12 protein-coding genes are annotated in these 11,643 nt (G+C 70.8%); 5 read left to right on the top strand and 7 right to left on the bottom strand.

What is annotated here, in order from left to right:
* Positions 1-76: 76 nt before the first annotated feature.
* Genes VEC03_RS12000 through VEC03_RS12015 form a run of 4 tightly spaced genes read right to left on the bottom strand, consistent with a single transcriptional unit; the run spans position 77 to position 4,862 of the window.
* The gene (locus tag VEC03_RS12000) at positions 77-1,249 is read right to left on the bottom strand and encodes a BMP family ABC transporter substrate-binding protein (protein WP_324915479.1); all 1,173 of its coding nucleotides are present in this window, start codon (positions 1,247-1,249) and stop codon (positions 77-79) included.
* A gap of 37 nt (positions 1,250-1,286) precedes the next feature.
* The gene (locus VEC03_RS12005; protein ID WP_324915481.1) at positions 1,287-2,207 is read right to left on the bottom strand and encodes an ABC transporter permease; all 921 of its coding nucleotides are present in this window, start codon (positions 2,205-2,207) and stop codon (positions 1,287-1,289) included.
* A complete protein-coding gene (locus tag VEC03_RS12010) occupies positions 2,207-3,328 on the bottom strand; it encodes an ABC transporter permease (RefSeq protein WP_324915483.1) in 1,122 nt (373 codons plus the stop codon). Before VEC03_RS12010 ends, VEC03_RS12005 begins: the two co-directional genes overlap by 1 nt.
* Positions 3,321-4,862 (bottom strand): ABC transporter ATP-binding protein, encoded by a 1,542-nt coding sequence (locus tag VEC03_RS12015; protein ID WP_324915485.1) that lies wholly within the window; start codon positions 4,860-4,862, stop codon positions 3,321-3,323. Before VEC03_RS12015 ends, VEC03_RS12010 begins: the two co-directional genes overlap by 8 nt.
* A 173-nt stretch (positions 4,863-5,035) precedes the next feature.
* Here VEC03_RS12015 and VEC03_RS12020 point away from each other — a divergent pair, with 173 nt between their 5' ends.
* From VEC03_RS12020 to VEC03_RS12030, 3 genes are read left to right on the top strand one after another with little or no spacing between them, the layout of a single operon-like run.
* A complete protein-coding gene (locus VEC03_RS12020; protein ID WP_324915487.1) occupies positions 5,036-6,643 on the top strand; it encodes a xanthine dehydrogenase small subunit in 1,608 nt (535 codons plus the stop codon).
* Entirely contained in the window at positions 6,640-9,057 is a 2,418-nt protein-coding gene (gene xdhB / locus VEC03_RS12025) for a xanthine dehydrogenase molybdopterin binding subunit (RefSeq protein ID WP_324915489.1), read from the top strand. Before VEC03_RS12020 ends, xdhB begins: the two co-directional genes overlap by 4 nt.
* 28 nt (positions 9,058-9,085) lie before the next feature.
* Entirely contained in the window at positions 9,086-9,415 is a 330-nt protein-coding gene (locus VEC03_RS12030) for a hypothetical protein (RefSeq protein ID WP_324915491.1), read from the top strand.
* Positions 9,416-9,422: 7 nt separating this feature from the next.
* Here VEC03_RS12030 and VEC03_RS12035 read toward each other — a convergent pair whose 3' ends face one another.
* Both VEC03_RS12035 and VEC03_RS12040 read right to left on the bottom strand, forming a co-directional pair.
* Positions 9,423-9,623: a hypothetical protein gene (locus VEC03_RS12035; RefSeq protein ID WP_324915493.1), complete on the bottom strand. Its 201-nt coding sequence runs from the start codon at positions 9,621-9,623 to the stop codon at positions 9,423-9,425.
* A gap of 136 nt (positions 9,624-9,759) precedes the next feature.
* A complete protein-coding gene (locus VEC03_RS12040; protein ID WP_324915495.1) occupies positions 9,760-10,047 on the bottom strand; it encodes a hypothetical protein in 288 nt (95 codons plus the stop codon).
* A 238-nt stretch (positions 10,048-10,285) separates the two neighbouring features.
* Between VEC03_RS12040 and VEC03_RS12045 the strand changes: the two genes are divergently transcribed.
* Entirely contained in the window at positions 10,286-10,639 is a 354-nt protein-coding gene (locus VEC03_RS12045) for a hypothetical protein (RefSeq protein ID WP_324915497.1), read from the top strand.
* 35 nt (positions 10,640-10,674) lie between these two features.
* On the opposite strand, the gene VEC03_RS12050 is transcribed toward VEC03_RS12045, so the two are convergent.
* Entirely contained in the window at positions 10,675-11,145 is a 471-nt protein-coding gene (locus VEC03_RS12050; protein ID WP_324915499.1) for a DUF2917 domain-containing protein, read from the bottom strand.
* Between the two features lie 115 nt (positions 11,146-11,260).
* Here VEC03_RS12050 and VEC03_RS12055 point away from each other — a divergent pair.
* Positions 11,261-11,643 (top strand): LysR family transcriptional regulator (locus VEC03_RS12055; RefSeq protein ID WP_324915501.1); only part of this gene is annotated, 383 nt, incomplete at its 3' end.

Consider the following 11,643-nt stretch of genomic DNA (forward strand, 5'->3'; position numbering starts at 1 on the left):
AAGAGGGCCGAAGGGTTGCCCCCTCGGCCCTCGATCTGGATTGCACGCGGGCCGCGACGCGCGCGGCCTCGAGCGATTACTTCTTCTCGCCGCCCGGCACCTTGCCTTCGACGCCCTGCACGTAGAAGTTGATGCCGCCCAGGAACTTGTCGTCGGCGACGGCGTCCTTGGCCAGCACTTCCTTGCCGGCGTTGTCCTTGATCGGGCCCTTCCAGATCACGAAGCTGCCGTCCTTGAGGCCGGCCTTGACCTCGTCGATCTTCTTCTTCGTCTCTTCCGGCACGTCGGCGGCGATCGACACCATGTCGATGGCGCCTTCCTTCACGCCCCACCAGGACTGCATGTTGCCGGTCCACTTGCCTTCCAGCGCGTCGCCCACGGCCTTGATGTAGTACGGGCCCCAGTTGATGACGGCCGAGCCCAGGTGGGCCTTGGGACCGTAGTTGGTCATGTCGCTGTCCCAGCCGAAGGCGCGCTTGCCCATCTTCTCGGCGGTCTGCAGCACGGCCGAGGAGTCGGTGTTCTGCATCAGCACGTCGGCGCCGCCGTTGATCAGCGAGGTGGCCGCGGCCGTCTCGTTGGGCGGATCGAACCACTTGCCGACCCACACCACCTTGGTCTTGATCTTCGGGTTGACCGACTGCGCGCCCAGCGTGAAGCTGTTGATGTTGCGCACCACCTCGGGGATCGGCACCGAGCCGACCACGCCCAGGGTGTTGGTCTTGGTCATCGCGCCGGCGATGACGCCGGCCATGTAGGCGCCTTCGTAGGTGCGGCTGTCGTAGGTGCGCAGGTTGTCGGCGGTCTTGTAGCCGGTGGCGTGCTCGAACTTCACGTCCTTGTGGTCGCCGGCCACCTTCACCATCGACTCCATGTAGCCGAAGGTGGTGCCGAAGACCAGCTTGTTGCCCTGCCCCACCATGTCGCGCAGCACGCGCTCAGCGTCGGCCGACTCGGGCACGTTCTCGACGAAGGAGGTCACCACCTTGTCGCCGAACTCCTTCTCGACCGCCTTGCGGCCGTTGTCGTGCGCGAAGGTCCAGCCGCCGTCACCCACCGGCCCGATGTAGGCGAAGGCGACCTTCAGCGGCTCGGCCTTGGGCGCCTCGGCCGGCGCGGCTGCCGGGGCGGCGGTGGGAGCCGGCGCGGGCGCCGGCTCTTCCTTCTTGCCGCACGCGACCAGCGCGGTGGCCGCGATGGCAGACAGCGCCGCGACTTGCAGCAGGGAACGTTTCTTCAGGTCGGTCATGGGGTCCTCTGGGGGATGTGACGTGCGAAAGCGCGAATTATGAGCCGGGATGGAAGGGCTTCCCAAGCGAGGCCGGCATGTTCACGCGGATCCAGGTCGGGTTGCGCGAGATCAGCGCCAGTACCACGATGGTGGCCAGGTAGGGCAGCATGGTCAGGAACTGCGTGGCCACGTCCACGCCGGCCCCCTGCAGGTGGAACTGCAGCATGGTGACGCCGCCGAACAGGTAGGCGCCCAGCAGCACCCGCGCCGGGCGCCAGGTGGCGAAGGTCGTCAGCGCCAGCGCGATCCAGCCGCGGCCGGCCACCATGCCTTCCACCCACAAGGGCGTGTAGACCAGGATCAGGTAGGCGCCGGCCAGCCCGCACAGCGCGCCGCCGGCCACCACCGCGGCCAGGCGGATGAAGCGCACGTGGTAGCCCAGCGCGTGGGCCGACTCCGGCGACTCGCCGACCGAGCGCAGCACCAGGCCGGCGCGCGAGCGGTACAGGAACCAGATCAGCCAGATGACGAAGCCGATCGCCAGGTAGACCATGGGGTGCTGGCGGAACAGCGCCGGGCCCAGCAGCGGGATGTCGCCGAGCACCGGGATGGCGAAGTGCGGGCGCTCGGGCAGTTTCTCCTGCACGTAGCCGATGCCGGCGAAGGCGGAGAAGCCGGCGCCGAACAGGCTCAGCGCGAGTCCAGTGGCGTACTGGTTGGTGTTCATCCAGATCACCAGCACGCCGAAGATCGCCGCCAGCAGCGCCGCCGCGCCGACGCCGGCCAGGAACCCGAGCACGTCGCTGCCGCTGTGCACCACCGCCACGAACGAGGCCAGTGCCGCGCACAGCATCATCCCTTCGGCGCCGAGGTTGACGATGCCGGCCTTCTCGTTGATCAGCAGCCCCAGCGCCGCCAGCGCCAGCACGGTGCCGGCATTCAGCGTGGCGGCCAGGAGCAGGGCGTAGCTTTCCATCACGCGGCTCCCTTGGTGTCCCCGGGCGCGGGCATGACGGAAGCCGGCGCCGGGCTGGCGGGCCGGGACCGGCCGAACCGCACCCGGTAGGCGATCAGCGTGTCGCAGGCCAGCAGCGTGAACAGCAGCAGCCCCTGGAACACGCCCGTCAGCGACTTGGGCAGCCCCAGCCGCGACTGCGCCAGTTCGCCCCCGATGTAGAACATGCTCATGAGGATGGCCGAGAACACCATGCCGACCGGGTGCAGGCGGCCGACGAAGGCCACGATGATGGCGGCGAAGCCGTAGCCGGCCGGCACGTGCGGCGTGAGCTGGCCCAGCGGGCCCGCGACCTCCAGCGCACCGGCCAGCCCGGCGGTGCCGCCGGACACCAGCAGCGCCAGCCACAGCGCCTTGCGCGAGGAGAAGCCGGCGTAGCGCGCCGCCGCCGGCGCCAGTCCTCCCACCTGCTGGGCGAAGCCGGCGCGGGTGCGGAACAGGAACACCCACAGCGCGGCCACGCCGGCCAGCGCGACCAGCACGCCGATGCTCACGCGCGAGCCGGTCATCAGGCGCGGCACCTGGGTCACGGCCTCGAAGGTGCGCGTCTGCGGGAAGTTGTAGCCGCCCGGGTCCTTCCAGGGGCCGAACACCAGGTAGAACAGCAGCTGCTCGGCCACGTAGACCAGCATCAGGCTGACCAGGATCTCGTTGGCGTTGAAGCGATCGCGCAGCAGCGCGGTGACCGAGGCCCAGGCCATGCCGCCGACCGTGCCGGCGAGCAGCAGCGCGAGCACGATCCAGCGGCTGGTGTCCTTGTCGGCCAGCAGCGCCACCCCGCCGGCGACGATGGCGCCGATGATGTACTGGCCCTCGGCTCCGATGTTCCAGACGTTGGAGCGGAAGCACACCGCCAGTCCCAGCGCGATCAAGAGGAGCGGCGTCGCCTTGACCGTCAGCTCGCCCAGCGCGTAGCCCGACTTGATCGGCTCCCAGAAGAACACCTGCAGCCCGCGCACCGGGTCCTTGCCGAGTGCGGCGAACAGCAGCACGCCGATGACGACGGTCAGCAGCAGCGCCAGCAGCGGCGAGCCCAGGCTCCAGACGCGCGACGGTTCGGGGCGCGGCTCCAGCCTAAGCATCGGCGGCCTCCCGCGCTGCCACGGCCGGGGGCGCATCCCACAGCCCGCTCATCCACTCCCCGATCTTCTCCACCGTCGCCTGCGCACGTGGCAGCGACGGCGACAGGCGCCCCTTGGCGATCACGTGCAGGCGGTCGCTCACTTCGAACAGTTCCTCCAGTTCCTCGCTGACCACCAGCACGGCGCAGCCGGCATCGCGCAGCGCCAGGATCTCGCTGCGGATCTGCGCCGCCGCGCCCACGTCCACGCCCCAGGTGGGCTGCGAGATCACCAGCAGCTTCGGCCGGGCGTCGATCTCGCGCCCGACGATGAATTTCTGCAGGTTGCCGCCCGACAGCGACTGCGCCGCCGCGAGCGGCCCGCCCGCCTTGACGTTGAAGCGGCGGATGATGCCGGCGGCCTGCTGCTGCAAGGCCTTCACGCGCACCCAGCCCGAGCGGCCGACGGCGTCGGTGCGGGTGAGCATCAGGTTGTGGGCCAGCCCCAGCGAGGGCACGGCGCCGCGGCCCAGCCGCTCCTCCGGCACGAAGTGCAGCCCCAGGTGGCGCCGGTGCGCCGGTCCCATCCGCCCGGCGGGCTGGCCGCCCACGCGGATGGCGTCCGGCCGCGCCCGCCGGTCCTCGCCCGAGAGCGCGTACAGCAGCTCGCGCTGCCCGTTGCCGGACACGCCCGCGATGCCCACGACCTCGCCGGCGCGCACCTCCAGGTTGATGCCGTCCAGGTCCACCCCGAAGGGCGATTCGCGCTCCAGCGACAGCGCCTGCACCTGCAGCACCTGCTCGCCCGGCTGGCGCTCGTGGTGCTCCAGTTCCGGCGGCTCGGCGCCGATCATCATGCGGCTGAGCGAGGCGTTGCTTTCCTTCCGCGGATCGCATTCACCCGTCACGCGGCCGCCGCGCAGCACGGTGCAGGCGTCGCACAGCTCGCGGATCTCGTGCAGCTTGTGGCTGATGTAGAGGATGCTGCAGCCTTCGGCCACCAGCTGGCGCAGCACCACGAACAGCTTCTCGACCGCCTGCGGCGTCAGCACCGAGGTGGGTTCGTCCAGGATCAGCAGCTGCGGGTCGGTCAGCAGCGCGCGGACGATCTCCACCCGCTGCATCTCGCCCACCGACAGCGTGTGCACCGGGCGCGAGGGATCGATCGGCAGGCCGTACTCGGAGGCCTTGGCCTCGATACGGCGCGTGACCTCGGCCAGCTTCAGGCGCCGGTCCAGTCCCAGCCACACGTTCTCGGCGACGGTCAGCGTGTCGAACAGGCTGAAGTGCTGGAACACCATGCTGATGCCCAAGGCTCGCGCCTCCTGCGGGTTGCGCACCTGCACCGGCTGGCCGTTCCACACGATCTGCCCGGCGTCCGGCTTGACCGATCCGTAGATGATTTTCATCAGCGTGGACTTGCCGGCGCCGTTCTCGCCCAGCACTGCATGGGCCTGCCCGGGCAGCACCGACAGCGAGATGCCGTCGTTGGCCACGACGGCGGGGTAGCGCTTGGTGATGCCCTGCAGCTGCAGGCGGGCGGCGGGTTCGGTCATCGGTGGTCAGGCGGTCGCCAGGGCATGGGGTACCGGATGAGGTGGGTGCCGATTCTCACGGAAAGCGGCCGGTTGCCCAGCCTCGCAGCGCAGGTTCATGGGACCGGGCCGCGGCCCGTGGCATGCTGGGGCCTTACACCCGGTGCCCTGCCGGGCGACCTGCATCACGTCCCATGGAAAGCAAGCCGATCCGAATCATCCGCCGTGGCCATGTGGTCGCGCTGGGCAATGTACCACCCGACCGCACCCTGCTGGAGGTGCTGCGCGAGGACCTGGGCGCCACCGGCACCAAGGAAGGCTGCGGCGAAGGCGACTGCGGCGCCTGCACCGTGGTGCTGGGCGAACCCGACGGCGACCGCCTGCGCTTCCGTGCGGTCAACAGCTGCATCAAGCTGGCGCATTCGATCGACGGCCTGGCGCTGTGGACGGTGGAGGACCTGGCCGGCGCCGACGGCACGCTGCATCCGGCCCAGCAGGCGATGGTGGAGGCCCACGGCTCGCAGTGCGGCTTCTGCACGCCAGGCTTCGTGATGAGTTTGTTCGGCATGTACCAGAACCACGTCTGCCGCGGCGAGCCCATAGCCCGCGCACTGGCGCAGGAGGAGCTGTCCGGCAACCTGTGCCGCTGCACGGGCTACCGGCCGATCCTGGATGCGGCGCAGCGGATGGGGGACTTGCCGCGGATGACGGTGGATGAGGCGAAGGTGCTGGCGCAGTTGCAGGCGCTGCGGGAGTCCTCTTCAGGTCATCCCTCCCCCTTTGGTCATCCCCGCGCCGCGTCCCCTTCTGGTCATCCCCGCGAAGGCGGGGATCCAGTGCTTCCCTCGACGGCCGCCGAAAGGCGGACGCCCTGGATTCCCGCCTCCGCGGGAATGACGGATTCCAGCACCGTCGCGGGCCCTGCCTACCTCGCCCCCGAATCCCTCGCCGATCTCCTCGCCGCCCGCGCCGCCCATCCCGACGCGCAAGTCGTCGCGGGCTGCACCGACGTCGGCCTGTGGGTCACCAAGCAGCACCGCCGCTTCGACCGGGTGCTGGACGTGACCCGCGCCCGCGAACTGCGCCGTATCGAGGACTACGAGCACCACGTCGCGATCGGCGCCGCGGTCAGCCTGGCCGATGCGTTCGCGGCCCTCGTCGCCGAGCGCCCTCAGCTCAAGACCTTCGCCAACCGCTTCGCCGGCCTGCCGGTGCGCAACGCCGGCACGCTGGGCGGCAACGTCGCCAATGGCTCGCCGATCGGCGACTCCATGCCGCTGCTGATCGCGCTGGGCGCGCAGCTGGTGCTGATGAAGCAGGGCAGTCACCGGCACCTGGCGCTGGAGCGCTTCTACACGGGGTACCGGGCCAACGTGCTCGCCCCCGACGAGCTGGTCGCGTGGATCCTGGTGCCGCGCCCGCACCCGGGCGAATTCCTGCGCGCCTACAAGATCTCCAAGCGCTTCGACGACGACATCTCGGCGGTGTGCCTGGTGATCCGGCTCGAGCTGCAGGACGGCCGCGTGGCCCGCATCGGCATCGGTGCCGGCGGTGTCGCGGCCACGCCGGTGCGCGCCACGCAGGCCGAAGCCTTCCTGGCCGACCGCCCCTGGACCGCCGAGACCGTGCAGCAGGCCGTGCAGGTGCTGCGATCGGAGTTCCAGCCGATTTCCGACATGCGGGCCTCGGCCGCCTACCGCAGCGAGGTGCTGGGCAACCTGCTGCAGCGGTTCTGGCTGGAGAGCCAGGGCAGCACCTCGATCAACCTGGAACGGTTCAGCCTGCAGGAGGTCACGGCATGAACGCCCGCGAGAGCGAATTCACTTCCGCCACCGGCCTGGGCCCCGGCGGCCCGGCCGACGCCGGCGAGCGCAACCTGGCGCCGGCCACCGTCTCCCCACACGCACCGGCCAGCCCCCAACCGGCGGTCGGCCGCGCCCAGCCGCACGAGAGTGCGCGGGCCCAGGTGACCGGCACCGCCACCTACGTGGACGACATCGCCGAGGTGAAGGGCACGCTGTTCGCGGCGCCAATCCTGTCCACGGTGGCGCACGGCCGGCTGCGCGGCATCGAAGCCGCGGCGGCGCAGGCCCTGCCGGGTGTGCACGGCTTGGTGCTGGCCGATGACATCCCGGGCGACCCGGTGCTGGCCACCTTCGTGCACGACGAGCCGGTGTTCGCGCGCGACACGGTGCAGCACGTCGGCCAGGTCATCGGACTGGTGGTCGCCGACACCGTGATGCAGGCCCGCCGCGCCGCGCGCCAGGTCCAGCTCGACATCGAGCCGCTGCCGGCGGTGCTGGACGTGCGCGAGGCCCATGCGAAGCAGAGCTACGTGCTGCCGCCGGTGGTGGTGCGGCGCGGCGAGCCGGAGGCCGCGTTGGCGAAGGCGCGCCATCGGCTGTCGGGCCAGCTGGAGGTCGGCGGCCAGGAGCACTTCTACCTGGAAGGGCAGGTGGCCTACGCGCTGCCGCTGGAGCAGGACCAGTGGTGGATCCACTCCAGCACCCAGCACCCGGGCGAGGTGCAGCACTGGGTGGCGCACGCGCTCGGGCTGGAGAACAACGCGGTCACCGTGGAGTGCCGGCGCATGGGCGGCGGCTTCGGCGGCAAGGAGACCCAGGCCGGCCACATGGCGGTGTGGGCGGCGCTGGCCGCGCGCAAGTTCGGCTGCCCGGTCAAGCTGCGGCTGGGTCGCGACGACGACTTCATGGTGACCGGCAAGCGCCACCCCTTCGCCTACGACTGGGAAGCCGGCTTCGACGACGAAGGCCGCCTCACCGGCCTGAAGGTCGCCATGCTGGCCAACTGCGGCTTCTCGGCCGACCTGTCCGGGCCGGTCGCGGACCGCGCGGTGTTCCACACCGACAACGCCTACTACCTGGGCGACGTCGAGATCGCGTCCTATCGCTGCAAGACCAACACGCAGAGCCACACCGCCTTCCGTGGCTTCGGCGGGCCGCAGGGCGTGATCCTGATCGAGGCCATCCTGGGCGAGATCGCACGCCACCTGGCCAAGGATCCGCTGGACGTGCGCAAGGCCAACCTCTACGGCGTGGGCGAGCGCAACGTCACGCACTACCAGATGCAGGTGGAGGACAACATCCTGCACCTGCTGATCGACCGGCTGGAGCGCGACTGCCGCTATCGCGAGCGGCGCACGCAGATCGCCGCCTGGAACGCGGGCAGCCCGGTGATCAAGCGCGGGCTGGCCATCACGCCGGTCAAGTTCGGCATCAGCTTCACCGCCACCTTCTTCAACCAGGCCGGCGCGCTGGTGCACGTGTTCACCGACGGCAGCGTGCAGGTCAACCATGGCGGCACCGAGATGGGCCAGGGCCTGCACACCAAGGTGATGCAGGTGGTGGCCGACGAACTGGGCGTGCCCTTCGAGCGCGTGCGCTGCACCGCCACCGAGACCGGAAAGGTACCCAACGCATCGGCGACGGCTGCGTCCAGCGGCACCGACCTGAACGGGCGTGCCGCCCAGTTCGCGGCCCGCAACGTGCGCGACAACCTGGCGGCCTTCGTCGCCGGACTGGATGGTTGCGGCGCCGGCGCGGTGACCCTGCGCGGCGGCCAGGTGATCTCGCCCAAGGCCACGCGCAGCTTCGACGAGGTGGTCAAGGCGGCCTACGCCAACCGCATCCAGCTGTGGAGCGACGGCTTCTACCGCACGCCCAAGATCCACTACGACAAGACCACCCTGACCGGGCGGCCGTTCTTCTATTTCGCCTATGGCGCGGCCTGCACCGAGGTGGCGATCGACACCCTGACCGGCGAGAGCCGGGTGCTGGCGGTGGACATCCTGCACGACGTGGGCACCTCGCTGAACCCGGCCATCGACATCGGCCAGATCGAGGGCGGCTTCATCCAGGGGGTGGGCTGGCTCACGACCGAGGAGCTGGTCTGGAACGGCAAGGGCGCTCTGGCGACGCACGCGCCCAGCACCTACAAGATCCCCGCGACCGGCGACGTGCCCGGGCATTTCCGCATCGAGCTCTGGCCCGAGGCCAACCGCGAGGACAACGTCGGCGGCAGCAAGGCGGTGGGCGAGCCGCCCTTCATGCTGGCGATCAGCGCCTGGGAGGCGCTGCGCGATGCGGTCGCGCAGGCGCGTGGCGACGGACAGGCACCGCTGCCGGCACCGGCCACTGCGGAGAACTTGCTGAAAGCCCTGGGCCAGGGCAGGTCGGCGGCCGCTGCCGCCCCCTGAGATCGCCTTGCATGGGCAGAATCGGCCCATGCGCATCCTCACCACGCCCCTGCTCTTCTGGGCCGACGGCATGACCGTGGCACCGGGGCTGGTACTCCTGCACCCGCGGGTGCGCGGCGATGCCGGCCTGCTGGCGCACGAGGCCGTGCACTGCCGGCAGATGCGCGAGGTCGGCCTGCTGCGATTCTGGTGGCTGTACTTCAGCTGCCGGGCCTTCCGCCTGTGGGCGGAGGTGGAGGCCTACCGCGTGTCGCTGCGCTACCAGCCGGGCGGCATCCGGCACTTCGCGCGGGCCCTGTCGCGCGGCTACCTGCTGGGCATCTCGCCCGAGCAGGCCGAAAAGCTGTTGCGCGGCTGAAGGCGCCTCACAGGTACCAGCCGGCCATCAGGCAGGCGGCGGCCCACATCAAAAGGGACAGTGCGCCGGCAAGCTGGAATACGGACTCGGCGGGCTCCTCGGTTTCGTGGGCCGATGGCGCATCGGCGACCTCGGGCGCCCAGGAGACCCAGCCGCTGGCCGGCAAGGGTGCCATCAGGGTGTTCGCGAACAGCTGTTCTCGGTGCATGGGTCGGACTCCGGCAAGGGTTCCGGACCATGCTCGGGGCGACGCCCCGGCCACCCTGTAGGAAGCCGGCCGCTGTCGGCGGCGGACAGTCGCCCAAGCCACCCGCCGGTCGGCGCCGTCACCCGAAAGGGCTAACTCAGGGCCGGCGGCCCTCGCGGGCCAGCCGCAGGCCGGCGCCCATGGCCCACACGCCCCAGCACACCAGGCTGGCTGCCAGCGTGAAGCCCAGCGCCGTCTCGGGCACGAACCAGGTGGGCAGCGAGGGGAAGCGCGTCGCCAGCGCCGTGCCGGCCGCTCCGGCGCCCGCCAGTTGCGCGAGGGCGGCGCACAGGAGCGCGAGCGCGCCGGCAAGGAACATCCAGAGCCCCGCCCGGACCAGTCGGCCGGGCGTGCGGGCGAAGCCAAGGGCGAGCCTGTGGAGCATGAACTCATCTTGCCGCACGGATGGGCCCTTCGGCTGGGCCAGCCGGCCACAAGGCCAGCGATAGCCGACGGGCGTGTACCGCTTCGCGTGCCCGATGCCCACAGCCCACACCGCATGGAGCCCGGCCCGAACGGGCCAGCGGTGTCGGTGTATCCGAACATGAACGCTGTCACCGGCTCCTACAGGCCTAGGCCGCGGCGCGTCGCACGATGCCGGCAACTGCTGGGAGACCTTCCCCATGAACCTGGAGGTGAAGACGGACTGGGATCCGCACGAGCGCTCCGTCGGCCCCGTCAAGGGCTACTACCTCGCGCTCTGCGCCAGCGAAACGGCCGATGGGCAGGGCCGCTTCCGCGGCTACTACAAGGTCTGCACCGACCCGCCGGCCGGCTACTGGGAAACGGCCGGCGTCCTCACCGGCTGCACCGACGCCCCCCGCCGCTACGCCCACCTGGCGATGCTGGACGCGGAACAGGCGGCGCGCTGGGCCGTGGCCCGGCTGTCCGCAGCCGGCACCCTGGGCGGGCGACCGGGGACGGCGGGGATCCTGGATGCGTACCTGATGGGGCTCAAGCGGCGCGGGAGAAGCTGAGGCCGGACCCGACGGGTTCGCGGTATCGCAGCGCCTCACATCGCCGCGCAGCGATGCGGCTGCGGACGGGCCCGCAGCCCGGTTGCGGCCAGCGCGCCCACGGCCGCCAGCAACTGCCAGCCGGCGCGTGCGGTCAGCACCAGGGCCAGCTGCAGCTCGCCCCAGGATTGCGCCACGGCTTGCAGGCGCGGCGTGCGTACCGTCTGCACCTGCGGCGCGAAGTCCCAGCTGAAGAAGGCCGGCGCGCCGCGCTGGCTGGATTCCAGGACCAGCCGCTGCCCCGCCCGCACGCGCGCCTGCTCGCCCGCCGCCAGCACCCGGTCGCCCAGGTCGTTGAGCGGTCCGGCATGGGGGCCGTCGAAGGTCAGCCAGACCTGGCCATGGGCAATGCGCAGCACCCCGTCCTCGCGCGGGCGCAGCGTGACGGCCTTGCCGCCCTCCAGCCGCCAGGTGCCGGGCAGGACGGTGGCGGATTGTTGCGATTGCGTCAGCGTGAGGGCGGTCATGGAAGGCTCCTGGTTGGCGTTTCGGGTGAGTGATGATCGGGTGCGCGCGGTTGGCAGTCCAATGAAATGCAGCTAGGCTATTCATTCGCTTCCCGCATCAATCACCCGGCCGCCCATGCTCCATTCCCAGACCCACCTGCGCACCCGCCCGATCGCCGCCGGCCACCTGCGCGCCTTCGACGCGGTGGCGCGGCACCTGAACTTCCGCGCCGCGGCCGAGGAGATGGCGTTGACGCAGTCGGCGGTCAGCCGGCAGATCCAGTCGCTGGAGGAAGAGGTCGGCGTGCCCCTGTTCCTGCGCCATACCCGGGCGGTCGAACTCACCAGCGCCGGCGCGCAACTGCTGTCGGCGGTGTCGCAGGCGCTGCCGCGCATCGACGCCGCCGTGCGGCAGATCCGCCAGACCGCCGGCCGCAAGAGCGTGACCATCACCACCTTCGCCTCGTTCGCCTCGATGTGGCTGATCCCGCGGCTGGAGCAGTTCCAGCGCGACAACCC

The sequence above is a fragment of the Ramlibacter sp. genome, assembly GCF_035627355.1.
GTDB lineage: Bacteria > Pseudomonadota > Gammaproteobacteria > Burkholderiales > Burkholderiaceae_C > Ramlibacter.